Raw genomic sequence first — 26,547 nt, 5'->3', positions numbered from 1 at the left:
TTCAACTCTTGGCCGCGGGGCCCATCATAGGCGCCTTTTGCACAGCGCGACGTGCCCGGTGCCCGTGCTTGCACTCAGGAAGTTCGAGGTCGATCGATGAATCAACGTACCGCTGGTATCGATGCCAGTGGCCAGGATGATGCCGCGTTAACCGCAGAACGGTTGCAGCTTGCGCTGGACGCGGGCGCGATCATCGGCACGTGGGTATGGGATATACCCAATGACAGGGTTACGGCCGATGAGCGTTTTTCGCATTCGTTTGGCTTGCCGCTGTCCAAATGCCTGACAGGGATGCCTCTGGCAGAAGCGTTTGCCTCCATCTATCCCGATGACCGCGAACGCGTCGCGCAAGCCATTCAGGCGGCCACGGCCCTGGGCGGCCCGTTTCGCTGTGAATACCGGGTCCGCCAGGACGATGGCTGTTATCGCTGGGTTGAAGCCAACGGTCGAGTCGAGCTCGATGAGCAGGGCATTGCGGTGCGCTTTCCTGGTGTGCTGATGAACATCGAGTCACGTCGCAAGGCCCAGGCCGAGCGCGACCGCATGTCCACGTTGCTGCGTACCTTCACTGCCGCGGTTCCCGGCGTGGTGTACGCCAAGGACCTGGAGGGGCGCATGCTGGTGGCCAATCATGGCGCCACGCAGCTGATTGGCAAGCCGCCGGAATTCTACCTGGGCAAGACCGACCTTGAGTTCCTCGAGGATAAGGAGCAGGCCAGGCAGGTGATGGAAACCGATCAGCGTGTGATGGCTGGCGGGACGGCCGTGCAGGTCGAAGAGCGGGTGGACATGCCAGACGGGTCGGCCACGTATTGGCTCTCGGTCAAGGCACCGCTGCTCAGTGACGACGGGGAGGTGATCGGCTTGGTAGGATCCTCCATCGACGTCACGGCCCGCAGGCAGGTAGAGGAGCAACTTCTTGAGCTCAACCGAACGCTCGAGGCGCGTGTTGCCCAGGCGGTAGCCGAGCGGGAGGAGGCCGAAGCCGCTTTGCGTCAGGCCCAGAAAATGGAAGCGGTTGGACAATTGACTGGGGGCATTGCCCATGACTTCAACAACTTGTTGGCGGGCATTTCGGGCAGTCTTGACCTGATCAGGTCTCGCCTGGCCCAGGGCCGTCATGAGGACGTTGAACGCTACATGACCGTGGCTTACGGTGCTACACGCAAGGCCGCCGCGCTGACGCACCGACTGTTGGCGTTCGCCAGGCGCCAGACCCTGGTGCCCGTGCAGACGGATGTCCATGCGCTGATCGATGGTATGGCTGAGCTCGTGCGCCGCACGGTAGGCCCTTCCGTGAAGCTGGAGGTCCAGTTGTCCGCTTCGTTGCACACGTGCCTGGTCGATCCCGTCCAGCTTGAGAACGCATTGCTGAACCTTTGCATCAATGCGCGCGATGCCATGGACGGTAACGGCCGGATTTGCATTCGCACGGCAGACAAGCGCATCGATGGGGATGCAGACCCTGAGATCGCTTCGGGCGATTACCTGAGCATCTGCGTCACGGATGAGGGCATTGGTATGGACGCCGCAACCCTCTCGCGGGCGTTCGAGCCATTTTTCACCACCAAGCCGCTAGGTGCAGGTACGGGGCTGGGTCTGTCGATGGTGTACGGTTTTGCCCGCCAGACCGGCGGGCATGTGCACATCGAGTCGGCGCCAGGGCAAGGCACTCGGGTGTTTGTGCAATTACCGAGTCACGGTGGGCCTGCCCGTGTGGTCAGCGACAGCGTTGCCCCTGCAGTGAATCACCGGGCGCGGCCGGGTGAAACGGTATTGGTGGTGGACGATGAAGCGTCGGTGCGCCTGTATGTCAGTGAAACGCTCAGTGGAATGGGCTACGTCGTCATCGAAGCAGCCGACAGCCTGGCGGGTTTGCAATTGCTGCGCTCGGACACGCGTATCGACCTGCTGATCACCGATGTCGGACTGCCTGGCGGGTTGGATGGCAGAAAGATGGTCGACGTTGCAAGGGGGATCAGGCCGCGGCTGCCAGTGCTGTTCATCACTGGCTATGCACCGCCCACCCCTGAGCAGCAGACCTGGCCCACCCATGGCGGGATGGTATTGAGCAAGCCATTCGATCATGACACGTTGGTCAGGGCCTTGAGCACCCTGATGCACGCGTGAAGCCGGGCTCGGCCCGCTAACCACGGGCCAGGCCACAGACAGCGTGGAATGCCCTTAAATCGGTACCTCGGGAGCCAGCGTACCCGCCGCCGCACCAGGCACTAGAATGACCTTGCGGCAGTCATCCTTTTTCTGGTCGAACATCTTGTAGCCCATCGCCGCTTCCTCAAGCGCCAATCGATGCGTCACGATCAATTCAGGTTGCAGCCGGCCAGCCTCGATATGCTCGAGTAATTCTGGCAAGAACTTCTGGACGTGGGTCTGACCCATCTTGAACGTCAGGCCCTTGTCGAACGCGTCGCCGAACAGGAAGCCATGGATGAACCCGGCGTACACACCAGGGACGCTTACCACGCCGCCGCGCCGTACGGCAGCAATGCATTGACGCAGCGCCTTGCCGCTGCTGCCTTCGATCTTCAGGGCTGTCATGACGGTTTCGGTGGTGCTGCCCTTGGCCTCGAAGCCTACTGCATCGATGACGGCATCAACGCCGCGCATGCCCGGGGTTAGCCGAATGATGCTGTCGGCAGGGTCATCGTCCTGCTCGAAATTGATCGGTACTACACCATAAGCGTCGCGGGCAAACGTCAGGCGGTAGTCGTTGTCGTCGACCAGGAAAATGGTGTGAGCGCCCAGCATGCGAGCGCAGGCTGCGCTCAACAAGCCGACGGGCCCCGCACCGTAGATGGCTACTGTCGAACCCTGGCCCACTTGCGCGTTGGTCACTGCCTGCCAAGCGGTGGGCAGAATATCCGACAGGAACAGCACCTTGTCGTCTGACAGCGAAGTGGGCACCTTGAAGGGGCCTACGTTGGCCTTGGGTACCCGTACATAGTCCGCCTGACCGCCCGGGATCCCACCATACAAATGGCTGTAGCCGAACAGCGCTGCACCTGGTGGAATGATTTTCTTGTTGATGATGGCGCCGCGGCCTGTGTTAGTCGTCTCGCATGCGGCAAACAAGTCGTGCTGGCAGAAGAAGCAGCTGCCGCAAGCGATCACGAAGGGAATCACGACGCGGTCACCAACTTGCACATTGGTCACCCCGCGGCCGACATCCTCGACGACGCCCATGAACTCGTGGCCAAAAATATCACCCTGTTCGGTTTGTGGAATCTTGCCGTGATACAGGTGCAGGTCAGACCCACAGATGGCAGTGGCGGTAACCCTCAAAATGATGTCGTCAGCGTCTTGCAGGATAGGGTCCGGAACCGTGTCGACTCTTACATCCTGTGCGCCGTGGTACGTCAATGCTCTCATGGTTCAACTCCTGCGAAGGCGAGTGTGTTATGCAGGTGAAACCACAGGACAAACAAAAGTTCAGGTCAAAAGCTCGGCGGGCATGCGGACACGCGCATACCCGTGCCGCCGTGCTTAGTCTGCCAGTAACGGTAGACGTATCGTGAAGGTGGTACCGAGCGCCGCATCCGAAGCGACGGTGACATCGCCGCCATGGGCCAAAGTGATTTCGCTGACGATGAACAGCCCTAACCCGACAGAGCGCACCGAGTCGGCACGGTCCGTGCCCCGAGTCATGGGTGCAAACAAGGATGTAAGCAAGGTATCAGGAATGCAGGGGCCATGGTTGTGCACGCTGATGACGGCGCCATGCTCATGAAGATCAGTGGTAACGGTGATGGGATGGGTGAGGTCACCATAGGCCACACTGTTGGCAACCAGATTGCCAATCATTTGTTGCACGCGGTCTGGGTCCAGCGCACGTTGACCCTTGCCTTTGCACAGGTGACGAATGCGCGCCTGGGCGAAGGCGACTCTCAATTCGTTGACGCTTTGATCGACCGTCGAGCACAGGTCTATCGGTTGACGGCAGATGGTGATGCCTTGGCCAATCCTGACCGAGGCAAAGTCGAGCAGATCAGCGATCATGCGCCTGGCGCGCTCCGAAGAATGGCTGATACTGCCCAGCAGACGCCGTTCCTTGTCCCTGTGCTCACCGCGTTCGAGCAACTGCGTCGCCATCTTGATCGCAGTCAGCGGGTTTTTCAGGTCATGACTGGCGATGGCGACCATCTGTTCGGCAAAGGCTGCGCGTCGCTGGGCGCTCTGGTAGGCGTCGGCCAGCTCGGCCTTGGCCTGCTGCAACGCAGCCTCGGCCTCAGTGGTCTGCGCCAGCAATTGCTCGGCGCGGCGCCGGGCGGTGAGCAATTCACGCTCGTAGCGATCTCGCTCGATGGTGCCGAACAGCGCCAGCTCGTGGAACACGCCGTGGGCATATTGACGGCGCACGCCATTGAGCAACATGGTGATGACGTGACCGGTGCGGTGCCGTACTTCGAGCTTAACCTCGGCGACCGAACCCTGCATTCTCATCAGCGGCGCCCAATGGGTCTGATGGAAAATTCGTCCCCCCATGGTCAACAGCTCCTGAAACCTGCACTGCGTCAGGTCCTCGGGCACGTAGCCCAACCACTTGCAGAAGGTCTGGTTTGCCCTCACGATCACGCCCGTCTCGGTGGTGACCACCAGGCCGCAGGGTGCCCCTTCGAACAACGCGTCGACAGCCGGTATCTCACCCGCGCCGGTCATGGCCCCGGTGCCCAGGGTTGCAGGAAGGCGTCCATGGCCTGGGAGCAGGCTGTAGGGGCACTCATGTGCGGGCAATGGCCGATGTTGTCGATCAGGCACAGCGTGCTGTTGGGCAGCACGGCATGGAGGTACTGGCCGACGGAAACTGGCGCGATAAGATCGTCGATGGACTGAAGAATCAACACGGGCGTAGGCAGGCCCTGCACATCCAGCCGGTTGTCAGACAGGAACGTGACACGCGCGAACTGCCGAGCGATGTCTGGATCGGTGCGGCAGAAACTGTTGGTCAGCTCCTCGCTCAGCATAGGCTGGCCCGGCGCGCCCATGATCACCGGCGCCATGGTACTCGACCAGCCCAGGTAGTTGCTGTCCAGTGTTTCGAGCAGTTCGTGGATATCCTCCTGCTTGAAACCGCCGATGTAGTCGCCGTCGTCGATATAGCACGGCGATGGGCCGACCATCACATGAGCTGCAATGCGACCAGGTTGCTGTCGATCCGCCAGTGCACCAATCATGGCGCTGACCGAATGACCGACCAGAATCACGGCGCCTTGGCCGTATTCTGTGATTATCTCGTTCAGATCCGCTGCATAACCCGCCAAGGAGTCGTACCGGACGCGATCGTACGCCGATAAGTCCGATTGCCCAGCACCAACCAAGTCGTAGGTCACGATGCGAAAGCGCGCTTGAAAATGCGGCAACAGGTACTTCCACATCGATTGATCGCAGCCAAAACCGTGGGAAAAGATCAACGTGACAGGGCCAGCACCGGTGATGCGCACGTGGTTACGCGTAGATAAGGTCATGGCTTTCCAAGAGGGTGTGCAGCATCCGTGGCAGGGTGGGTGGGGCATGGCTTGGGCAACGTTGGCTGTTGAATCTACCGCTTACAAGCAAGCGTAGGCCGGAGATGACGAATCGACATTGGCCATCGAACAATAGTTTCGTAAGCAGCCGCTATTGGCGGAGCAATTTACCGCTTGGCGTTGTCAAGAAGTGACGAGTTGCACCATTGCCCAACCAGGAGAGTCACGTGACGGAAAAGAAGGCCCGCGTCAGCAATCAGGCGACCGGAGACATATCCAACCTGCCGCACGACATGTTCTTCGCTGCCGTGCAAACGACGCGCATGCCCATGATCGTGACCGATCCCAGCCGCGACGACAATCCTATCATCTTTGCCAACCGCGCGTTTCTGGAAATGACCGGTTATGAATCCGGTGAGATCATGGGGCGAAATTGCCGCTTCCTGCAGGGCCCCGAGACTGAGCGGTCGGTGGTCGACGCTATCCGTGAGGCGATCGAGAAGCGCGTGGATATCGCCACCGAAGTGCTCAATTACCGCAAGGACGGCTCCAGTTTCTGGAATGCGCTGTTCATCTCGCCGATTTTCAACGAGCGTGGCGACCTGATCTACTTCTTCGCCTCGCAGTTGGACGTCAGCCGTCGGCGCGATGCCGAGGATGCATTGCGTCAGGCGCAGAAGATGGAAGCTCTGGGTCAGTTGACGGGCGGCATTGCTCACGACTTCAACAACTTGCTGCAAGTGATGGGCGGTTACATGGGGCTGGTGGCCAGCGAGACCGACAAGGCGCAGCCGGATCTGAGCCGCATTCGCCGAAGCGTCGGGCATGCGCAAACGGCGGTCGATCGTGCCAGTACCCTCACCAAGCAGTTGCTGGCCTTTGCCCGCAAGCAGAAACTGCACGGCCGCGTGCTCAACCTCAATCATCTGCTCGATGACGTGAGCCCTATCATCGAGCGCACCTTCGGCGCCCAGGTGACGGTCGAATACGACTTGGAAGAGCACTTGCGCAACTGTCGCATCGACCCGACCCAGGCCGAAGTGGCACTGCTGAACATCTTCATGAACGCTCGCGACGCTCTGATCGGTCGCAAGCGCCCCCACGTATTCATCGAAACGCGAAACGTGCACGTAAGCGACATCAATCTGTCCTTCGACGGCCTGTTGCCGGGCAGTTACGTGAGCATTTCCATTACCGACAGCGGCATCGGCATGCCTGCCAGCATTCGTGATCGCGTCATGGACCCTTTCTTCACGACCAAGGAGGAGGGCAAGGGCTCGGGGCTGGGTCTGTCCATGGTGTATGGCTTCGCGCGTCAGTCCGGCGGCGCTGCCAGGATCTACACCGAAGAGGGTGAGGGGACCACGCTGCGCTTGTATTTCCCGGTGGACGAAGCCAGCCAGATTCAGGAAAAGCCCGTGAAGCTGGTCGAGCGCAGTTCCGGTACCGAGAGGATTCTTATCGTCGAAGACCGTCCAGACGTTGCGGAGCTGGCCAAGATGGTGCTGGAAAACTATGGCTACGACGCCGACATGGTGCTCAACGCACGCGAAGCGCTGAAGCTTATCGAAGCGGGTGAGCGCTATGACTTGTTGTTCACCGACCTGATCATGCCCGGCGGCATGAATGGGGTGATGCTGGCGCGCGAGGTGCGTCGCCTGCAGCCGCAGATCAAGGTGCTGCTCACCACCGGCTACGCGGAGAACTCGATCGAACGCACCGACATCGGTGGCTCTGAATTCGATGTGATCTCCAAGCCCTGCCAGCCCCATGATCTGGCACGGCGCGTGCGACAGGTACTGGATGGTCATACGGGTATCGTGTGAGGCCGGCTCGCTCGATTACCAACCGGAGTGAACCATCGGTCACTCCTTGGGTTCGATTGAAAAAGCGAGCGCCAGGGAGACCGGCATGACGGCATTCATTGAGCAGCCTTCTACTGACCTGATGTACTTGGAGGCAATCAACCGTTGGTTTTCTACCTTCGATGATCACGTGGCACGCTGCGCCTGCCCCCGTGCCTCCCACCAGGAACTGCTGCGTCAGGCGGACGAGATGAAGCGGCTCGGGCTGATCGCTAGGCAGCAGTGGCGGGACCTTCGACAACTGGCTGACCGGTCGTTGCAGCAGGCACCGGAAGGCGCCCGCTGAAACGGCTCGACCGCAATCGATGCAGACTCACTTCCAAGGATCGGCAGCATGCGGTCGATCCGAACTGGCTGAACCTGGATCAAGCCGCAGGCTGAGCGCGAAGCGACGCTGAACGCGCGAGCTGATCACTGATCACGCCGATGAAATGATCCAGGGTCCAGGGCTTGGGCAGGAATATAGCGCCAGAGGGGAGGGCACAGCTTGACGGGTCGTGATAACCACTCATGACCACGATGCGAGTGTCAGGCTGCGACTGGCCCACCTGGTAGGCCAGCTCCAGTCCGTTCACCGCACCAGGGGTGCGGACATCGGTGAGGAGCATCGAAAATGCCGAGCGCGAGGTTATTTCCAGGCCTTCCTGTGCTGTTTCCACGCTGGTTACCGCTGCGCCCAGGTCCTCAAGGGCAATGGCGATCAGCTCACGGATGATAGGTTCGTCCTCAACCAGCAGAACGGTCGGACAGCTTGGGAATTCGCACGTTTTCATGGCAATACTCTGGCTCTGCGCACGCTGAATAAAGGGAACATCCGATGTAGACTTGCAGCCAGAGGTGCAAGCGATAGCTGTGCGCTACCGTTGTGACCTCGGGCTGTAGCAAAAAATTCCTTTGCGTAGCGTTTGCTGCTTTGCGATGCACAAACCAATGCTCAGGCGCCGGGTTCCTGGGCTAACCGTTTAAGCAATGCCTTGGCAGTTGCTGCTGAGGATGCCGGGTTCTGACCTGTTATCAGATGCCCATCCTCGACCACATGGCTCGCCCAGTCTTCGGCCTTGGCATAGTGTGCGCCATGGCCCCGCAGCATGTCCTCCACCAGAAACGGGACGACGTCGGTCAGACCCACGGCTTGCTCTTCACTGTTGGTGAAGCCCGTGACTTTTTTGCCCTTGACGACAGGGTGACCGTCAGGCGCCTTGACGTTTTTCAACACGCCCGGTGCATGGCATACCGCTGCGATGGGCTTGTTGGCGGCATAAAAGGCCTGCAGCAGAACGATCGAGTCCTGGCTTTCGGCCAGATCCCACAGTGGGCCGTGGCCGCCTGGATAAAAAACGGCGTCGAAATCATAAGGGTCGACTTCGCCAAGGGGGACGGTATCGGCCAGGGCAGCCTGGCCCTCGGTGTCTTTGGCGAAGCGTTGAGTGGCCTCGGTATGTGCATCGTCTTCGTCACTTTTCGGGTCCAGCGGCGGCTGCCCGCCCTTGGGCGAAGCGAGCGTGACGTCGGCGCCGGCATCCACGAATGCGTAATAAGGTGCCGCGAACTCTTCCAGCCAGAACCCGGTTTTCTTACCGGTGTCACCCAGTTGGTCGTGGGACGTCAACACCATCAGGATCTTCTTCATGCAGGTTTGTCCTCCAGCTCAGGTTGTGCAGGGCCGCTGCCCTGATAAGGGTGGGAGTGCGGTAAACGGTGAGTGTTCCATGGACGTGAGCGTAAGGCATTGAAAAAATGCCGCAGCTCAATGGGGCGCAGGGCAGGGCGTGGCGTGGAGAGGGGCGCGGTGCCACGCGGTGGTCACAAAGCTGTAACACAGCTGATGCAAAGTGTGCCGGCCATCACACGGAGCGCTTTCAATGATACGCCTGATGAAGTCTGCTGCACTCGCCGTCGCGGTCTCCCTTTGCGCCACATCGGCTTCGATCGCCGCAGAAAACATTCGCCTGACCGGTTCCGGGGCCAGCTTCCCCGCACCCATCTACCTGACCTGGTTCAAGGACTTCAGCAAGAAGTCCGACGGCGTGACCGTCGATTACCAGTCCAAGGGCAGCGGCGCCGGGGTGCAGGATTTTCTGAACAGGACCGTGGACTTTGCCGCCAGCGACTCGGCCATGAGCGAAGCTGACATGGCCAAGGTGGGCGAGGGCGTACAACTGCTGCCCATGACCGCCGGCGAGATCGTGCTGGCCTACAACCTGCCTGGCAACCCGAAAGGGCTCAAGCTGCCGCGCGAGGTGTACTCCAATATTTTCCTTGGCAACATCACCCGCTGGAACGACCCGCAGATCGCGGCCGCCAACCCGGAGCTCAAGCTGCCCGATACCCCCATCACCGTCGTTGTGCGTGCCGACTCCAGTGGCACGACAGCGGTGTTCACCAAGCACCTCTCGGCTATCAATGCCGACTTCAAGCAAAAGCTGGGTGAGGGCAACACGGTCAACTGGCCGGCTACCGACAAGTTCATCAAGTCACCTAAAAACGATGGTGTAACCGCCACCGTACGCCAGACCCCAGGCGCCATTGGCTACATTGAGTACGGTTTTGCCAAGTTGGCCAAGGTGGACTTCGCCCAACTGCAAAACAAGGCCGGGCAGTACGTGGTGCCCAATGCCGAAAGTGGCGCCGAGGCCCTGGCCGCCGTGAACATGCCGGAAAACCTGGTGGCCTGGCTGCCTGATCCGGACGGCGCCAAGTCCTATCCCATTACCTCCTACACCTGGATGATCTTCCGCAAGGACAATGGCAACCCCGCCAAGGCCAAGGCCATGCGCGACATGGTCGAGTACAGCCTGACCGAAGGGCAGAAGATCGCCGACTCGATGGGCTACATCCCGCTGCCGCCTTCGGTGGTCGAGCAAGTGCGCAAAGCCTCCGCCAACATCAAGTGATACCGGCGTCCCCGGCGTGCGCCTGATACGCCGGGGGTGTCAGCACCCTGTCTCGGAACCTGCCAATGAACACACCCTTCGACCTACCGGATAACCCCGACTCCGCCTGCCGGCCGCCGTCTGCCAGGGACGTGCTGGTGGACCGCACCTTCCGTGCGCTGGCCCGCATTGGGGTTGTGCTGGTCCTGGCACTGGTCTTCGCACTGGTTTACGAGGTAGGCCGCAAGGCTTTGCCCGGCATCGAGAAGCATGGCTTCGACCTGCTGCTGGGCAGTGTCTGGGACGTCAACCAAGGCCAGTACGGCATTCTTCCTGCCATCTGGGGCACGCTGTACAGCGCATTCATCGCCTTGCTGATCGCCGGTTTCTTCGGCGTCAGCATGGCCATCTTCCTGACCCAGGATTTTCTGCCGGCCAGACTCGCGGCGGTGTTTCGCACCATCGTCGAGCTGCTGGCCGCCATCCCCAGCGTGGTGTACGGGCTGTGGGGCATCTATGTGGTGATTCCGGCCATACGGCCACTGACCACCTGGCTCAACAGCGAGCTGGGCTGGATCCCGTTCTTCGGCACGTCCCTGAGCGGGCCGGGGTTGCTGCCAGCAGCCTTGGTGCTGGCGATCATGATTCTGCCGACCATCGCCGCGGTCTCCCAGGACGCGTTGACCAGTGTGCCGATGAAAACCAAGCAAGCCGCCTATGGCATGGGCACGACGCACTGGGAGGCGATTCTCAAAGTCATGGTGCCCTCGGCTGCGACCGGCATCTTTGGCTCGCTGGTGCTGGGCCTGGGCCGCGCCCTGGGCGAGACCATGGCACTGGCCATGCTGGTGGGCAACGCCAACACCCTCTCTGTGTCACTGTTCGCGCCGGCCAATACCCTGGCAGCGTTGCTGGCCCTGAACTTCCCCGAAGCCGGACCAAACGAGGTGGAAGTGCTGATGTACGCCGCCTTGGTGCTGATGTTCATCACGCTGCTGGTGAACGTGCTGGGCTCGATGATCATGCTCTACGCGCAACGAGGTAACCGCTGATGACCGATCTCTCTACACCAGTGGCCGCGCTGCCAAGCCTGCAGCGCAAGCTCGAGGGCCGGGCGCTGCGCAGCGTACTGCTGACCACACTGGCCTGGCTCGCCGCCCTGGTGGCCAGCGTGCCGCTGATTTCGGTGCTGTACATGCTCATCACCCGTGGTGGCGCACGGCTGAACCTGGAAGTGTTCACCGAGCTGCCGCCAACCGGCTTCGAAATGGGCGGCGGCTTCGGCAACGCCATGGTCGGTACCCTGGTCATGGTCGGCATTGCAGCGGCCATCGCTGTGCCGGTGGGCATCCTGGCGGCCGTGTTTTTGGCCGAGCTCGGGCCTGACAGCAAGCTGGCCAACGCCGCACGCTTCGCCGCCAGGATGCTGACCGGCTTGCCATCCATCCTGGCTGGCGTGTTTGCCTATGCGCTGGTGGTGATGACCACTGGGACCTACTCGGCGCCGGCGGGCGGCGTGGCGCTGGCCGTTTTGATGCTACCAATCGTGGTCCTGACCGCCGAGGAAGCCATGAAGATGGTGCCCAAGATCATGAAGGACGCCGCCTACGGCATGGGCTGCACCCAGGCCCAGGTGATCTGGAAGATCGTGCTGCCCACCGGCCTGCCCGCCATCCTGACCGGCGTCATGCTGGCCGTGGCCCGGGCGGCGGGTGAAACGGCGCCGCTGCTGTTCACCGCGTTGTTCAGCAACTACTGGATCTACCACGATGGCAGCCTGGCGGTGATGAACCCCACCGCTTCGCTGGCGGTGCTGATCTACAACTTCTCCGGCATGCCGTTCGACAACCAGTTGGAGCTCGCCTGGGCGGCGTCGCTGGTTCTGGTAATGATCGTGCTGGTCATCAACATCCTGAGCCGTGTATTCGGCAAGCCCAAGTACTGATAAGGGAGCATTCGACGTGAACGTATCCACCGCCCAAAGAGTCGCTCCCCTGGCCAGCGAAACCCCCATCGTCATGGATTGCAAGCTGGACAAGATCTTCTACGGCAACTTCATGGCCGTGCGCGACAGCCACGTGCCGATCCGCAAGAACGAGATCACCGGTTTCATCGGCCCGTCCGGTTGTGGCAAAAGCACCGTGCTGCGCAGCCTCAACCGCATGAACGACCTGGTCAAGGGCTTTCGCTTCGAAGGGCATGTGCACTTTCTGGGGCAGGACGTCTACGGCAAGGGGGTCGATCCAGTCGTGGTGCGCCGCTACATCGGCATGGTGTTCCAGCAGCCCAACCCGTTCTCGATGAGCATTTTCGACAACGTGGCCTTCGGTCTTCGGCTGAACCGCTACAAGGGCGATATCGGTGACCGGGTCAAGCATGCCTTGCAAGGCGCTGCGTTGTGGGATGAAGTGAAAGACAAGCTCAAGGTCAGTGGCCTGTCCCTGTCCGGTGGCCAGCAACAGCGCTTGTGTATTGCCCGGGCCATCGCCACCGAACCCGAGGTGCTGTTGCTCGATGAACCCTGTTCGGCGCTGGACCCGATTGCGACCCGGCGGGTGGAGGAGCTGATGGTGGAGTTGAAAAAGGACTACACCATTGCGCTGGTGACCCACAACATGCAGCAGGCCATTCGCGTGGCTGACACCACGGCGTTCTTTTCGGTCGACATTTCCCAAGGCACGCGCACGGGCTACCTGGTAGAGATGGGGCCCACCACCCAGATATTCCAGGACCCTCGTGAGCAGCTGACTGCCGACTACATCAGTGGCAAGTTCAGCTGAGCCTCGCTTGAGAACGCCCGCGCGCCAGTGCCAGGACGGCCAAGGCCCGCAGTGGTCTTTACCCCAATACCGCAATCAGGGATAACCGATGCCAGCGACGCCCCGCCTGGATCTCAACGCCGTCGAGCACGCCCTGCGCCAAGTGCAGGCGCATTTCGCCGAGCTCAGCCGCCACTTCACCGAACCTCGCGACCCGTTCACCGACGAGGTGCTGTGCAACGTGCTGGAGGGCTACGCGTTGGTCGATCACTACGTGGCGCGCGGTATCGACCTGTTTCACCTGCAGCAGGTGAACCTGATGCTGGAAATCAACGCCACGGTGCTCTGTGGCACCGACGCCGCCCGCCGCCAGGAGTTCGCTGCGCACCTGGCGGCTACCGAAACCCATTTTTTCAACAACGTCGAAGGCGGCATCAAGGACTTGTACAACTGGTACTGCGGTTATGGCAGCGATTCGATATGGAAGCGCGCAGCTGGCGTGTACGTGCGCATCCTCAGCAAGCCGCAGCTGTTCATCGAAGGCAACAACCGTACCGGCTCGCTGATCGTCAGTTATCTGCTGATGCGCGCAGGCTTGCCGCCATTCGTGCTGTCGCTCGAGAACGCCGAAGGCTACTTCAATCCCTCGTCAGTCATCCGCAACTCGGCCAAGCATGGCGTCAAGGCGCTGTACGAGCTGCCCAAGATCAAGAAAAAGTACGCCGCCTTCCTGGAAGCCCATGCCCCGGCGCCCGAGACGTTTTTCCTGCCAACCCCCCTGCGCGAGAGGAGCCTTCGATGAGTCGCGGATTAGCCTGGCAGCGCTGCCGAGCGGTGCTCGAAAGCACTGTACGTCAAGCGCGAGTGCGCATCTCGTTCGACATCGACGATACCTTGGCCTGCCTGCCCGAGCACGCCGAAGCCGAGCCGGACCGGCTGCCGAGCTTCGTCCACCGCTGGTTGGGCGAGCCACTGCGCAGCGGTACCCGCGAATTGATCAGCGACCTGCGCCGCCAGGGTTGCAGCGTGTGGATCTACACATCGTCCGGACGCACGCCGGCCTACATCCGCCGATGGTTGCTGCTGTACGGTATCCGCGTCGATGGCGTGGTCAACAGCGACCGCCACCAACACATGCTGGGCCAGCGGGGGCTGGTCAACTCGCCCTCCAAGCTGCCCTCGGCGTTTGACATCGACCTGCATGTGGACGACTCCGAAGGTGTACGGCTCGAGGGGCTCGAGCATGGTTTTCGCGTGGTAGTGGTCTGCCCCAAAGACGACCAATGGACGCAGAAGGTCAAGCAGGCGGCTACCGATGTTCAGGCCACGCTGGCCTGGCAGCAACCTCATCGCTTTACCACAGCACGTGCGCAGCGGGGATCGATGCTCGCTTCCTGACCCGCCAGAGGCCAGGCAGGCCCTGTCTGGTCAGCTGTCCCGTTCATACGCTCGGCCACTTTCGTGCCGATCTTCGGTGTCCATCATTGATGCGTAAGCCCTAGGTCGCACGACCCGGCCTAGCCCGTAGTGGTCCCAAACCACCGGGCCTTGCACGCCCTTCGCAAGCAGGCTCGATGCTGCGCCAAAGCAGCGTTTCTGACCGCTACCCACCTTTCGATAATCGCCTCCGACCCTCTGTCCCCCGTTTGGAGCGCGCCATGCACAACAATAAAAACAAGTCTCTGCGGCCTCGTTACCTGGCAGTTGCCATCGCCAGCCTTGCGGCTGTCAGCCTGAGTTCCCTGGCGCAAGCCGAGATCATGCTGTACGACCAGAACCAGACCACCTTTTCCACCGACGGCTATATCAACGCGTTCTACGTCAACAGCAAGGTCGACCGTGAAGGTGAGCAGTTCGACCGCCGCCAGTCTCGGGTGAAGATGGGCTTTCTGCCCAATTACCTGGGGTTCAACATGGGCAAGCAGGTCAATGACCTGAAGCTCGGTGCCCGTGCCTCGTTCTGGGTCACCATCAACGACAGCGAAAGCACGGGTACCGACACGGCCATCGATGTCCGGCAGTTCTACGGTACTGTGGCCAACCCTGAATGGGGCGAGGTGCTCATCGGCAAGGATTTCGGGCTGTTCGCCCGCTCGAACATCCTGCTCGACGAGCTGCTCGCCGGTTACGGCCAGGTCAGTGACACGCTGGGCCTTGTCGATGGCGGGGGTGTGTCGTTCGGCAACATCGGCAGCGGCTACCCGTATCCGTTCCCGACTTCGCAAATCACCTACCGTACCCCGGTCATGGAGGGGCTGCGTATCGCCGTGGGGATCATGGACCCGGTCGACACCAATGACAGCAGCCCCACGGGCAAGGCCTACCAGAAGAACCCCCGCACCGAGTCCGAGATCACGTACCAGTTCGACCTGGCAGGCGCACACATCTACAGCTGGCTAAACGGCAGCTACCAGACCTCCGACAACACTGACGACGCGGTGCGGTCTGTCACCTCAAAAGGGCTTGGCTATGGCGTGCAGGCCAAGCTGGGCGGGCTGTCCCTGACCGGGTCCGGCTTCCAGGCCAAGGGCATCAACCCGTTCTTCACCAACAATGCCGGCGAACCGGTGTTGCGCAACGTGGACAGCGACGGCTACCTGCTGCAAGCCTCTTACAAGGTCGGCAAGAACCGGGTTGCGCTTTCCTACGGCAAGACCAAGGACGACGGCAACGGCGCGGTAGGCAGCGGTGCCGATTATCAAACCCGCGGGGTGGCGCTGTTCCATGACATCAACGACAACCTCAAGCTGGTGGCCGAGTACAACCAGTTTTCCATTGAGGGCCATGAGACTCGCGAGCAGAACGAAGACACCGATACGTTTGCCGTGGGTGCGGTGCTGACGTGGTAGCGATGTGGCGCAGGCCCCGTGTTCAACGGGGCTTGCGCGGTATTCGAAACCTTCAGGTCAGGCCCCTGACAGCGGGGCAGCGCCGCCGCCGAATGATGCTTGCACGCACAACGATGTGACGCTCACTTGCCTGCCGGACGTTTCCCAGTCGTCAGGACAGCATCAAATTCCTCCGGCAAGCTAATAAAGCCAGCAGTTTAGTGCCGATTTTTTTAGACCCATGCAGTTAGTCAGCATTTTTTTACCGGTTATTGACCCGTACGCGACGGTGCGCTATACGCTGATGCAATGCTTGCCGATAACCAAGCGCGTCAACACTGGCTGATCAAGTTCGCGCGCAATAAAGGGAGTGAGCGCGATAACGATATCCTGCGCACCGAGTTCCATTACTACAACGCGGTGGCGGCCCTGGGACTTGATACGGTTCCCACTGAGGGCTTGATGCTCGAGGAGGCAGTCAAGCCCAGCCTGTGGATGCCGCGCTTTGATCGCCGAGTCGTGAATGGCGTAGTGGAGCGGGTGCCACTGGAGTCGGTGTATTCAATCTGCGGCATTACCGGTTATGGGCAGGTGATGGCCCATGCTGAAGTCGTTCACCGATTGGTGGAGCTGTGGACCCACAACGGCCAGCAGGATGAGATAGAGGACTTGGTGTTCGAGTACGTACGGCGCGATCTGCTCAATCGCATTCTGGGCAATACCGATAACCACGGACGAAACATCTCCATCATCCGTGAAAATGGAAAGTTTCGTTTGGCCCCGATCTATGACCTTGCGCCAATGATCCTTGACGAAGAGGGCGTCACACGGACGACGAAGTGGGTGGCCGAGCGCAAGGGTTCCTCCAACTGGAGGGACAATTGCGCTGAACTGGCCGGTTACACCGATCCCGATGTGCTGCTGCAACGGTTGATGAATGCGGCTGATGGCTTCAGGGCGTTGCCCGATCTGCTGACGGGTGTCCCCGAGTCGGTACGCAATGCAGCCTCTTTGCCGGTCAATGACCTGGACAAGCGACTCGCACAGTGGGGGTTGAGATGAAAAAATTACAGCCCGAACAGCGTGCTCAGCTTGTGGAGGAGATCGCCCAGCGCAACGCCTTGGGGCTTGATTCGATCGGAGCATCCATCCGCCGCTTGCGGCTCGAAGTCACCGGTCTGGATCAGGAGACCTTTGCAACGATGTGCAAGATGTCCACGAAAAGCTTGTATGAACTCGAAAGTGGGAAATCCAACCCCAAACTCGGCACCCTGGAGGCTGTGCTGCGTCTTTTTGGGCTGCGGATGGGTATTGTGCTCAATCCCCGGGGGGGAATTAACCCGGTGTCGTTGACCGATACACCCGCACAGGCTGAACCGAAACGAGGAAGAAGCCCTGCGGCAGCTAAGGCAAAACGGGGAGGATCCAAGCAGGAAACGCCCAAATTGCCGTCACGCGACGACGGACAGTGAAAGGGCGGTAGCTGAGCGTGCGAGAGGCGCTCTGACGACCGCCTGGATGATCTTGCGATGGTGCGGGGATCGTTTCGCCAGTGCATGGAGGCTCGGGCAGTGCTGCTACCGGACGTTCTGGGCCACCCAGGGCATTCGCCTCCTCCAGCAATAGCGTGCGTCAGTAGCTCACCACTACGCCCATCGACGCGTGCACCCGCTACGCAAGTAGCATTCGAACCCTGGCCCATGCTTCGTACACTCACCGCTCAGCCAGCCCTTGCCGGAGACCCCGATGCAGCAGGCACATAACGAGGGCGTGGTCAGCGCCATGTCCCAGGCCAGCGATGCACGCGTGGCGGCTCAGGAACTGGCGCGGCAACTGCTGCATCCGCACTTGGGCTTCGTGCTGTTCTTCTGCACCGCCGAGTACGACCTGCAGGCCTTGGGCCAGGCCCTTGAACAAGGCTTTGGCGGCATCCCGCTGGTCGGGTGCACCAGTGCGGGGGAAATCACGCCGCTGGGTTATGGGCGCAGTTGCGTGACGGCCGTAGGTTTTGATCACCGGCATTTTTCCATCGCCACCGAACTGATCGACGAAATGGAGCGTTTCAGCCTGATCGACGCCCAGCAGATGGTCGAGCGGTTGGTCGGCAGCTGTCGCGGCAACGCCTTGGCCCAGATCAAAGGACACAGCTTCGCCTTGACCTTGCTCGATGGCTTGTCCAGCCGTGAAGAGACGGTGCTGGCGGCCCTGAGCGCAGCGTTGGGCGATATCCCGCATTTTGGCGGCTCGGCCGGGGACGACAACTACCTGACACGGACCCACGTCTTCTATGGCGGGGCGTTTCACCACGGTGCTGCCGTGGTGGTGCTGGTCAATACCTGGCTGGACTTCGAAGTGTTCACCACCCACCACCTTGAGCCACGGCAGGAAAAACTGGTGGTCACCGGCGCCGACAGCGCCCAGCGACGGGTGTATGAGCTCAATGCCGAGCCTGCGGCCGAAGAATATGCACGCCATATCGGGGTGCCCGTCAGCGCCCTGGACCACAGGCTGTTTGCCGCACACCCGCTGGCCGTGCGCATGCACAACCGGTACTACGTGCGGGCCATCCAGCAGGTGCATGCCGATCTGAGCCTGAGCTTCTACTGTGCGGTAGAGAACGGCATTGTGCTCACGCCCATGACACCCGGCCCGTTGCTGCCGAACCTGCAGCAGCTGTTCGATGGCCTGCAGCAACGCCTGGGTCCGCTGATGCTCACCATCGGCTGCGACTGTTTTTTGCGCCGCTTGGAGCTGGAGACCCAGCAAGGCCTGGCGGCGGTGGGTGATTTTCTGCGCGAGCAGCGGGTGATGGGCTTCAACACCTATGGAGAACAGTTCAATGGTATGCACATCAACCAGACCTTCACCGGGGTTGCCATTGCCCGCAACCGAGCCCGCCCCGGGCAATGACGTGCAGGCCGAACTGGCGCAGCTTCGCTATGAAAACCGCAAGCTGCAACGGATCAACGCCGCGCTGATCGAGCGCATCGAGTCGGGTGTCACGCGCGGCAGCGATCCCTATGCGGCGTTCCAGCATTCGGTGGTGCTGGCCGAGCAGGTGCGCGAGCGCACTGATGCGTTGAACCAGGCCATGGCCGAACTCAAGGCGGGCAACCAACTGCTCAGCGAAGCACGTCTGCGCGCTGAAACCGCGCACCAGCACCTGATCGATGCCATCGAAAGCATTTCCGACGCGTTCATCCTGTTCGACCGAAACCTGCGCATGGTGCTGTGCAACAGCCGCTTCAAGGCTTTCTGGGAGAACCGCCGCGTGCGCATCATTCCCGGCATGCGCCTGGTCGACGTGCGCAGGCTGATGACCAGCAGCGGCCTGTTCAGCGAGGATCCGCGCGGCCCTGCCGACGAACATCTGTTGTACCGACAGCACAATGGCCGCTGGCTGCAGGTCAACGAGCGCCCCACCTGCGAGGGTGGCCGGGTGATCCTGTTCACCGACATCACCGAGGTCAAACTCAGCGAAACCCTGCGCAGGGAACAGGCGGTGGCGCAGAAATCGCACCTGTTGCAGCGGGCGGTGGACAACCTGTCCCAAGGCGTGGCCATGGTCAACGCGGACGGTGTCCTGGAGTTGTGGAACCGCCGGTTCCTGGAGCTGAGCGGGCTGGCCCCGGTCGCTGCGCACCGTCCCTTCGCCGACGTGATTGCCGACAGCGAGCTGCGTTTGCTCACGCCCGAAAGCCGCGACGACAACGGGCGTATCGTGCACGAGTGCGAGCAACGCCTGTTCGACGGGCGCATGCTGGAGATCCGCACGCATCCACTGCCCACTGGCGGATTCGTCAACACGTTTACCGATATCACCGAACGCTACCTGCATGCCGAGGCCCTCAGCGAAAGCGAGCGCTGGATCCGGCTGATCACTGACCATGTGCCGGCACTTATCGCCTACCTCAACGCCGACCTGGTGTATGAGTTCACCAACAAGGTCTATGAGCAATGGTATTGCTGGCCCAGAGGGCTGATGCTGGGCCAGAGCCTGCGCCAGGCCCATAGCGAGCAGCATTATCAGCGCCTTGAAGCCTATGTGGCGCGGGCGCTGGCAGGGGAGAGCGTCACGTTCGAATTTCCGGAAACCAACATCAACGGCCAGGAGCGCCACATGCTGCGCTCCTATGTGCCCAATCGGCTGGCCTCTGGCGAGGTGGTCGGTATCTTCGTGTTGATCCGTGACATCACCGAACGGCGCAACACCGCCCAGGCGCTGCACCAGGCTTATCAGCACCTGGAGCTGCGGGTCCGTGAGCGTACGGCCGAGTTGACCAGCCTCAACGAACAGTTGTTACGGGAGATCGAAGAACGGCGACGTGCCGAGGCGCGTTTGCGCGAGGCCAAGCACGAGGCTGACCAGGCCAACCTGTCCAAGACCAAGTTCCTTGCCGCGGTCAGCCATGACCTGCTGCAGCCACTGAACGCGGCGCGCTTGTTCACCAGCGCCTTGCTCGAGCGCCGCGATCCGCTGGCCAGTGCACAGCTGGTGCGTAATGTCAGCAACTCCCTGGAAGACGTCGAGAACCTGCTGGGAACGCTGGTGGACATCTCCAAGCTCGATGCCGGCGTCATCACAGCCGACGTGGCACCCTTCGCCCTGGCGGAACTGATGGACAACCTGGCGGCAGAGTATGCCCACGTCGCCCGCAGCGAGGGGCTGGCCCTGCACTTCGTAAGCTGCTCGGTCGTGGTGCGCAGCGATATTCAGCTGCTGGCGCGGATCCTGCGCAACTTGCTCAGCAACGCCATCCGCTATACCCCCAGCGGGCGCGTGGCGCTGGGCTGTCGCCGCCAGGCAGGTTGCGTGCGCATCGAGGTGTGGGATACCGGTATCGGCATTGCCGAGGAGCATCTGGAGGAAATGTTCCAGGAATTCAAGCGTGGCGCCGTGCAGCGGCCGGATCAGGATCGCGGCCTGGGCCTGGGGCTTGCCATCGTCGAGAAGATTGCCGGCATCCTCGGCCACCGTATTGCCGTGCGCTCCTGGCCCGGCAAGGGGTCAGTATTCGCCGTGGAAGTGCCGATGAGCACCGCCGTCCCGATTGCACGGCCCGAGCATGCCGTATGCCAGCCGATGCTCGAGTGCCTGCGTGGGGCCCGGGTGTGGGTGCTGGACAACGACGCTGCCATCTGTGCCGGCATGCGCACACTGCTCGAAGGCTGGGGCTGTTGCGTGATCACGGCACTGTCGGAGCAGGACCTGGCCCGTCAGGTGGAGAACTACCACGCCGATGCCGACCTGCTGATTGCCGACTATCACCTCGATGACGACTGCACTGGCGTCGACGCCGTGGCACGTATCAATGCCCGCCGTGCCCGGCCGCTGCCTGCGCTGATGATCACCGCCAACTACAGCAATGAACTCAAGCAACAGATCCGTGAGCGAGGCCATACGCTGATGCACAAGCCCGTACGGCCCATGAAACTCAAGACCGCCATGAGCCACTTGCTGGCCTCCCGGGCCCCTTGGGGGTCAGCGCCGTAGATAGTCAGCGAAGTCGATGTCGCCGGCGCTGAGGATGGCCTGCACCCGGTTGTGCACGTTCAGCTTGCGCAGGATGGCCGAGACGTGGGCCTTGACGGTGGTTTCGGCGATGTCCAAGGCATAAGCGATCTGTTTGTTCGATTCGCCCTTGGTCATGCGTTCGAGCACCAGCAACTGCTTGCGCGTCAGGGCCTGGAGCATTTCCGGCGGGAAGCTTGGGGCATCGCTCAGGCGGCGGCTGCTGCTTTTCTGCGCGCGGATGATATCCGGCGGCAGGTACACGTTGCCGTTGAGGATCTGCTCGATCGCCTCGATCATCTGCGCGCGCGGCGAGGACTTGGTGATGAAGCCCACCGCACCGTAGGTGATGGCTTGCAGCACCACCTGCTTCTCCTGCTCGGCCGAGACGATCACCACCGGGGTGGTAGGTGCCTCGTTGCGCAAGGTGATCAGCCCGTTCAGGCCATGCATGCCCGGCATGTTCAGGTCGAGCAGGATCAGGTCGAGGTCGTCATGGTCCTGGGTCAGCGTCAGCGCACTGTCCAGGTCGGCGGTTTCCATGATTTCACTGCCCTGAAACCCGTCACTGATGACGTTGTGGATCGCTTCGCGAAACAGCGGGTGATCGTCGGCAATCAAGATTTTGTACATGGCCTTTTCACCTTGTTCTTGTTTGAATAATTAAGCGCGCAGGGGCAAGCAAGCTGTCAGGGAAACGCTGCTGGCTGGGCCGTCTGCACGGGCAGGTCGGCCTGCTGCCAGGCGTCTAGCCCGTCGCGGTACCAGTAGAGGTTGGTGTAGCCCAGGTGTGCTGCGCGTTTTACCGCGTTCCAGCTCAACCAGCAATCGGACCGACAATAGAAGACGACAGGGTAATGAGGCTGCCCCCCTGTGGCCTGACGCAGGTGATGCTCGAAGTAACCTTGCCAGGCAGGGCTGAGCACGCCGTCGCCGGTGTTGGGCAGCCACAGGCTGCCAGGCAGGTTGGCGTGGGGCTCGTCTTCGATGAAGCGTTCATGCAGCCACTGGCGGCGGTAGACGTCGATCAGGACAGGGGCCGGATGCCCCCGCATCATCGATTGCAGCGCGGCAGTGTCTATCACCTTGCCACCTTCGACCTGCGGCGGGGTCGGGCTGCGGTACAGCGTGGCGCGGTAGCCATCTGGCGTGAACGTCGGTGGGGCGGCGGCCTGGGCATGGCCCAGCAGAAGGCTCAGCGAGGCGGCGGCCAGCAAGCACAGGGGCAGCCTTTGGAGGGCACGTGGCATGGTCTGTTCCTTCTTGTTATAAGCGCATTACATGCCAGTGCCACGGCTTTGTGAATGCGACCATAGACACCCTGGGCAGTACCAAAGTAGTAGAGGCGAGCCTCCCCTGCAGCGCACGGTCCACCGGGGCACCTCACCGTGGTTTGCGCAGGGCGGCGTGCTGCGGGTTGAAGGTGACGATAGCCAGCAGCGTGAACAGCATGCTCAGCGTCAGGCATACCGCCAGCGCCAGAAGGCTCAGCCGCTCGTAGAGCGCAAAGCGCACCAGCTCGACGGCGTGGGTGAACGGGTTGACCGCACACAGCCAGTAAAGCCACTGGCTGGCCTCCTGCATTTTCCAAAGCGGATAGAGCGCCGACGACAGAAAGAACAAGGGGAAGATCACGAAATTCATCACTCCGGCAAAATTCTCCAGTTGGCGGATGGCATTGGACAGCAACAGCCCCAGTGCGCTGAGCATGAACCCCACGAGCAGTACCGCGGGCAGGGCCAGCCCCAGGCCGCCGACCGGGGGCTGAATGCCGTAAAGCCAAGCGATGGCGATGAAGATGTACACCTGTAGCACAGAGATAAGCGACGTCGCCAAAAGCTTGCTGCACAACAGAAAGGCCCTGGGCAGCGGGCTGGTCAGCAGCACCCGCATGCTGCCCATCTCCCGGTCGTAGACCATCGATAGCGAACCTTGCATGCCATTGAACAGCAGGATCATGCAGGCCAGGCCCGGCACGATGTAGACCTCGTAGGGAATGTAGCTGTCGTATGGCTCGATGATGGCGATGCCCAGTGCAGCACGAAACCCGGCAGCGAACACCACCAGCCACAACAAGGGGCGCACCAGTGCGCTGATCAGACGCGTGCGTTGGCGCACGAACCGCAGGGCTTCACGCATGAGGATGCCGCTAAAGCAGTACCAATAGGCGTTCATCAGGCGGGCGCTCCAGCCGTGTTACACGTGTGATAGGCGAACGTACGGCCCAGATCGCCGCCGTGGGGCTGCATCATGGCCTCGGCAGGCCCATTTGCCACCACCCGACCCTGGTGCAGGATGACCAGGTCATCGGTCGCCTGCACTTCATCGAGCAGGTGAGTGGTCCACAGCACGCTCAAGCGCCGATCGCTGTGGCACAAGCTACGCACGTGCTGGTTGAGTGCTTGCCGGCTGGGCGGATCCAGGCCAACGCTGGCTTCGTCGAGTAGCAAAAGGCGGGGCCCGTGCAGCAGTGCCCGGGCGATTTCGACGCGGCGCCTGTGCCCAACATTGAGTTCGCGCACGGGGTCACGGCGCCGCTCTCCCAGCCCTTGGCGGGCCAGTTCGGCGTCCACGCGGCGCTGGGCCTCCCGCCGGGGCATCCCATGCAGCGCTGCGTGATAGCGCAGGTTCTGTTCCACGCTAAGGTCCAGGTCCAGCGTGCTCTGCTGAAACACGACGCCCAGCTGCCCTAGCGCTGCCCGAGGCTGACGGCGCAGCGAATAACCCAAGACCTGGATATCGCCGTGCTGCACGTCATACAGGCAGGTCATCAAGGCAATCAAGGTCGACTTGCCGGCGCCGTTGGGCCCCAGCAAGGCGGTGAAGTGGCCGGGCGTCAGGCTGAAGGTCACGTCCCTGAGTGCCGCGCGCTGACCATAGGCGAAACTGACCCCATCAATGTGCAGCGCGTTCATGGCGTGACCACCACACCCCATGGATAGCGGCCGACCTTGATCGATTTGAGCACCTTGAGGCTGGCCACGTCGATCACCGACACGTCGCCGCTCACGCCATTGGTGGCCAGCAGTTGCTGCTGGTCAGGGGTGAAGGCCAGCTGCCAGACGCGACGCCCCACCAGCAGGTAGTCCAGCACTTCGAATGTCCTGGCATCGACCACCGCCACATGATTGGCCGGGCCCAGTGCCACGAACGCGTACTTGCCATCGGCGCTGAGCTTGATGCCCACTGGCTGGACTTTGTCAGGGTGCACGCCCTTGATGGCGAAGTTCAGGGTCTTGAGCACCTGGCGCGAAGCCACGTCCAGGATGGTGACCGTGCCGCCGATTTCTGCCGACGCCCACAGGTGCTTGCCATCCTGGCTGAATTCCACGAAACGGGGGCGCTGGTCCACCGGGGTGCTGTCGGCCAAGGTCTGGGTCTGGGTGTCGATCCAGTGCAGCATGTTGGTGGTTTCGCTGGTGTTGACCGCCCATTTGCCATCCGGGCTCACGGCCATGCCCTCAGGTTCGATGCCCACATCCACCTGGGCCAGCACCGTGTCGCTAACGGTGTCGATGACCGTGACCAGGGCATCGTCTTCGTTTGACACGTACAACCAACGGTCGTTGGGATGCAGGGCGAATTGCTCGGGGTCTTTGCCTGACGGGAGTTCCTTGACGAGGATACGGCTGGCCACGTCCATCACCTGCACCCGATCCGAATCGCTGGCGCAGATGTACAGCAGCTTGTTGTCGTGCGACAGCAGCAGGCCGCGCGGGCGTTGGCCGACGGGCAGGGTGTCGGTCACCGTCAAGGTCTGCAGGTCGATCAGGCTCAGGGTGTTGTCCTTCTCGTTGGACACCCAGGCGGTGGCGGCCAGAGCAGGCTCGCCGGCCAGGGCCAGCACGACCGGCAGAAGACGGGCGCACAGCAGGCAGCGTGATGAGGGGCGGCGGCGCATGACAGGTTCCTTGTTATTGTGTGGGCGTGTCAGGGGTAAGTGCAGGTCACATCGGCCTTGTCGAATCCCAGGCTGTCCATCTCGTTGGAAGGGTGCAGGAAGCCTTCCTGCGGTGAGGTGCTGACCAGGGCTCTGGGCTGCACCAGGGGGATGGGTTGGCGCAGCTCGCCATTCCAGGGCCTGTAGCTGAGCTTGCGCCCCTTGAAACCGTCGAGTGGCAGTTGTTCGCTCACAAGCAGTTGCTGCAAGGCCCTGGGCTTGGCCTCGCGCAGCTTGCTGACGGCCGTGGCGATGCTGCGCACGGCCATCCACGCTGCGAAATCGCGGTCGTTCATCCAACGGCCGGCCTGCGCTTCGAAGCGTTTTTGCAATTGCGCGGCGCCAAACGTTTCTACGGTCTTGTGCCAGCCGGTGGGCGTCAGGCCCTGAGTGCCGGCGACCGGGCGTGGCAACCAGGTCTGGTAGGGCACGTATTCGCCGAAGTCGCCCCGTTCATCAGCCACCAGCACCACGTCGTATTCGCGCGCCTGAGTGAACAGCGGCATGTCGGCCTGGGCGCTGCGGCGCTGGTCGTTGTCGAACGTCCAGCGCTTCTCGGCCACCAGTTGCAGGCCAAAGCGCTTGGCCGCGCGGCGCAGCGCGGCGGCGTAGGCTTCATCGTCCGGGGTCTGCCCGACGATCAGCAACCCGCGCTGCCATTTGCGCAGCACCAGAAACTGCACCAGCGCATCGGCCAGCATCGCCCGCCCAGGCAGGGCGTGGAGCACATTGCCCAGGCACTGCACGCTGCGTATGGCGTCATCCGGGCTGCCGGCATTGAACAGCAGGCTGTCAGGCAGGGCCGCAGACAAGGCCCGCAGGCTGGCGACCGGCGCGTTGATGACGAACAACCGCACGCCATCCCCATGCTGGGCCTGGGCGGCATGCAGCAGTTGCTCGGCGGAGTCGGCACGTGCGCTGACCAGCGCGAACTGCTGCTTGAGAAACCGCCCGGTGGTATTGCTGTCGGCAACGGCTAACTGTGCCCCTTGCAGGCCGGCATCGTTCGGTTCAGGCCAGATAGTGGACAACAGCGGGCCGCTGTCAGGGCGATAGCTCAGGTAGCCGATACGGATCTGCAAGGGGCTCACGGCCTGTGTGTCGGCCCTTTCGTTCTGAGCCCAGGCCGTCGGCGCAAGCAAGGTCAGCAGGCAAGTCAGGACAAGGTGGGCAGGCTGGCGCATATCGCACTCCACGGCAGATGGCGCCAGCATAGAAAGCCTACCGGGGCCGGGGAATATGCAGAAAGTAGCGCCCAGCCGCTACCAAGGTAGTAGCGGGTGCGCT

Annotated in this window: 24 protein-coding genes and 1 pseudogene; 14 read left to right on the top strand and 11 right to left on the bottom strand. The window is 61.7% G+C overall.

Features of this window, described 5'->3' with window-relative positions:
• Positions 1 to 96 precede the first annotated feature (96 nt).
• Complete coding sequence (locus tag CRP40_RS09180; protein ID WP_027914751.1) at positions 97 to 2,130, top strand: PAS domain-containing sensor histidine kinase; 2,034 nt, start codon at positions 97 to 99, stop codon at positions 2,128 to 2,130.
• 54 nt (positions 2,131 to 2,184) lie between these two features.
• Here the strand turns inward: CRP40_RS09180 and CRP40_RS09175 are convergent, their stop codons facing one another.
• From CRP40_RS09175 to CRP40_RS09165, 3 genes are all read right to left on the bottom strand, one after another.
• Entirely contained in the window at positions 2,185 to 3,390 is a 1,206-nt protein-coding gene (locus CRP40_RS09175; RefSeq protein ID WP_027914752.1) for a zinc-dependent alcohol dehydrogenase, read from the bottom strand.
• 114 nt (positions 3,391 to 3,504) lie between these two features.
• Positions 3,505 to 4,677, bottom strand: coding sequence for a PAS domain-containing sensor histidine kinase (locus CRP40_RS09170; protein ID WP_033695036.1), 1,173 nt, complete (start codon positions 4,675 to 4,677; stop codon positions 3,505 to 3,507).
• Positions 4,674 to 5,483 (bottom strand): alpha/beta hydrolase, encoded by an 810-nt coding sequence (locus CRP40_RS09165; RefSeq protein WP_027914754.1) that lies wholly within the window; start codon positions 5,481 to 5,483, stop codon positions 4,674 to 4,676. The genes CRP40_RS09170 and CRP40_RS09165 overlap by 4 nt, the downstream gene beginning before the upstream one ends.
• A gap of 227 nt (positions 5,484 to 5,710) precedes the next feature.
• On the opposite strand from CRP40_RS09165, the gene CRP40_RS09160 reads away from it, so the two are divergent.
• Together CRP40_RS09160 and CRP40_RS09155 are read left to right on the top strand one after the other, a co-directional pair.
• Complete coding sequence (locus CRP40_RS09160) at positions 5,711 to 7,309, top strand: histidine kinase famiy protein (RefSeq protein WP_027914755.1); 1,599 nt, start codon at positions 5,711 to 5,713, stop codon at positions 7,307 to 7,309.
• 85 nt (positions 7,310 to 7,394) lie between these two features.
• A complete protein-coding gene (locus CRP40_RS09155; protein ID WP_033695037.1) occupies positions 7,395 to 7,634 on the top strand; it encodes a hypothetical protein in 240 nt (79 codons plus the stop codon).
• A gap of 79 nt (positions 7,635 to 7,713) precedes the next feature.
• Here the strand turns inward: CRP40_RS09155 and CRP40_RS09150 are convergent, their stop codons facing one another.
• Together CRP40_RS09150 and CRP40_RS09145 are read right to left on the bottom strand one after the other, a co-directional pair.
• Positions 7,714 to 8,121, bottom strand: a complete 408-nt coding sequence (locus CRP40_RS09150; RefSeq protein WP_027914757.1) for a response regulator — start codon at positions 8,119 to 8,121, stop codon at positions 7,714 to 7,716.
• Positions 8,122 to 8,282: 161 nt separating this feature from the next.
• Positions 8,283 to 8,978: a type 1 glutamine amidotransferase domain-containing protein gene (locus CRP40_RS09145; RefSeq protein ID WP_027914758.1), complete on the bottom strand. Its 696-nt coding sequence runs from the start codon at positions 8,976 to 8,978 to the stop codon at positions 8,283 to 8,285.
• A 232-nt stretch (positions 8,979 to 9,210) separates the two neighbouring features.
• On the opposite strand from CRP40_RS09145, the gene pstS reads away from it, so the two are divergent.
• The 11 genes and pseudogenes from pstS (at position 9,211) to nahK (ending at position 21,302) form a co-directional block, all read left to right on the top strand.
• On the top strand, positions 9,211 to 10,242 hold the full coding sequence (gene pstS / locus CRP40_RS09140; protein ID WP_027914759.1) for a phosphate ABC transporter substrate-binding protein PstS: 1,032 nt from the start codon (positions 9,211 to 9,213) through the stop codon (positions 10,240 to 10,242).
• A gap of 65 nt (positions 10,243 to 10,307) precedes the next feature.
• Complete coding sequence (gene pstC / locus CRP40_RS09135) at positions 10,308 to 11,273, top strand: phosphate ABC transporter permease subunit PstC (RefSeq protein ID WP_027914760.1); 966 nt, start codon at positions 10,308 to 10,310, stop codon at positions 11,271 to 11,273.
• The gene (gene pstA / locus CRP40_RS09130) at positions 11,273 to 12,166 is read left to right on the top strand and encodes a phosphate ABC transporter permease PstA (RefSeq protein ID WP_027914761.1); all 894 of its coding nucleotides are present in this window, start codon (positions 11,273 to 11,275) and stop codon (positions 12,164 to 12,166) included. The genes pstC and pstA overlap by 1 nt, the downstream gene beginning before the upstream one ends.
• A 73-nt stretch (positions 12,167 to 12,239) precedes the next feature.
• Entirely contained in the window at positions 12,240 to 13,001 is a 762-nt protein-coding gene (gene pstB / locus CRP40_RS09125; protein WP_042139286.1) for a phosphate ABC transporter ATP-binding protein PstB, read from the top strand.
• Between the two features lie 88 nt (positions 13,002 to 13,089).
• Complete coding sequence (locus CRP40_RS09120; protein WP_027914763.1) at positions 13,090 to 13,782, top strand: hypothetical protein; 693 nt, start codon at positions 13,090 to 13,092, stop codon at positions 13,780 to 13,782.
• Positions 13,779 to 14,378 (top strand): hypothetical protein, encoded by a 600-nt coding sequence (locus tag CRP40_RS09115; RefSeq protein ID WP_042139284.1) that lies wholly within the window; start codon positions 13,779 to 13,781, stop codon positions 14,376 to 14,378. Before CRP40_RS09120 ends, CRP40_RS09115 begins: the two co-directional genes overlap by 4 nt.
• Positions 14,379 to 14,638: 260 nt before the next feature.
• Positions 14,639 to 15,829, top strand: coding sequence for a porin (locus CRP40_RS09110; protein WP_027914764.1), 1,191 nt, complete (start codon positions 14,639 to 14,641; stop codon positions 15,827 to 15,829).
• A gap of 267 nt (positions 15,830 to 16,096) precedes the next feature.
• A pseudogene (locus CRP40_RS09105) lies at positions 16,097 to 16,870 on the top strand (HipA domain-containing protein); the annotation flags it as partial.
• Positions 16,867 to 17,280 carry a helix-turn-helix transcriptional regulator gene (locus CRP40_RS09100; protein ID WP_027914765.1) on the top strand — a complete coding sequence of 138 codons (414 nt, stop codon included), beginning with the start codon at positions 16,867 to 16,869 and terminating at the stop codon, positions 17,278 to 17,280. The pseudogene CRP40_RS09105 and the gene CRP40_RS09100, both read left to right, overlap by 4 nt.
• 274 nt (positions 17,281 to 17,554) lie before the next feature.
• Positions 17,555 to 18,718: a nitric oxide-sensing protein NosP gene (gene nosP, locus CRP40_RS09095; protein ID WP_027914766.1), complete on the top strand. Its 1,164-nt coding sequence runs from the start codon at positions 17,555 to 17,557 to the stop codon at positions 18,716 to 18,718.
• Positions 18,648 to 21,302 carry a hybrid sensor histidine kinase/response regulator NahK/ErcS' gene (gene nahK / locus CRP40_RS09090; protein ID WP_081728199.1) on the top strand — a complete coding sequence of 885 codons (2,655 nt, stop codon included), beginning with the start codon at positions 18,648 to 18,650 and terminating at the stop codon, positions 21,300 to 21,302. The genes nosP and nahK overlap by 71 nt, the downstream gene beginning before the upstream one ends.
• Here the strand turns inward: nahK and CRP40_RS09085 are convergent.
• The 6 genes from CRP40_RS09085 to CRP40_RS09060 all read right to left on the bottom strand — a co-directional run bounded on the left by CRP40_RS09085 (position 21,291) and on the right by CRP40_RS09060 (position 26,444).
• Positions 21,291 to 21,953 carry a response regulator transcription factor gene (locus CRP40_RS09085; RefSeq protein WP_027914768.1) on the bottom strand — a complete coding sequence of 221 codons (663 nt, stop codon included), beginning with the start codon at positions 21,951 to 21,953 and terminating at the stop codon, positions 21,291 to 21,293. The genes nahK and CRP40_RS09085 overlap by 12 nt on opposite strands.
• 56 nt (positions 21,954 to 22,009) lie before the next feature.
• Positions 22,010 to 22,570 (bottom strand): PQQ-dependent catabolism-associated CXXCW motif protein, encoded by a 561-nt coding sequence (locus CRP40_RS09080; protein ID WP_027914769.1) that lies wholly within the window; start codon positions 22,568 to 22,570, stop codon positions 22,010 to 22,012.
• A gap of 133 nt (positions 22,571 to 22,703) precedes the next feature.
• Entirely contained in the window at positions 22,704 to 23,495 is a 792-nt protein-coding gene (locus CRP40_RS09075) for an ABC transporter permease (protein WP_027914770.1), read from the bottom strand.
• The gene (locus CRP40_RS09070) at positions 23,495 to 24,235 is read right to left on the bottom strand and encodes an ABC transporter ATP-binding protein (protein ID WP_027914771.1); all 741 of its coding nucleotides are present in this window, start codon (positions 24,233 to 24,235) and stop codon (positions 23,495 to 23,497) included. The genes CRP40_RS09075 and CRP40_RS09070 overlap by 1 nt, the downstream gene beginning before the upstream one ends.
• A complete protein-coding gene (locus CRP40_RS09065) occupies positions 24,232 to 25,194 on the bottom strand; it encodes a YVTN family beta-propeller repeat protein (protein WP_305955241.1) in 963 nt (320 codons plus the stop codon). Before CRP40_RS09065 ends, CRP40_RS09070 begins: the two co-directional genes overlap by 4 nt.
• Positions 25,195 to 25,250: 56 nt before the next feature.
• On the bottom strand, positions 25,251 to 26,444 hold the full coding sequence (locus CRP40_RS09060) for an ABC transporter substrate-binding protein (protein ID WP_027914773.1): 1,194 nt from the start codon (positions 26,442 to 26,444) through the stop codon (positions 25,251 to 25,253).
• Positions 26,445 to 26,547 lie beyond the last annotated feature (103 nt).

Source organism: Pseudomonas sp. URMO17WK12:I9 (assembly GCF_900230165.1).
Taxonomy (GTDB): Bacteria; Pseudomonadota; Gammaproteobacteria; order Pseudomonadales; family Pseudomonadaceae; genus Aquipseudomonas; species Aquipseudomonas fulva.
The sequence above is the reverse complement of the archived record's forward strand: the minus strand, read 5'-3'. Positions and strand labels throughout refer to the sequence as shown.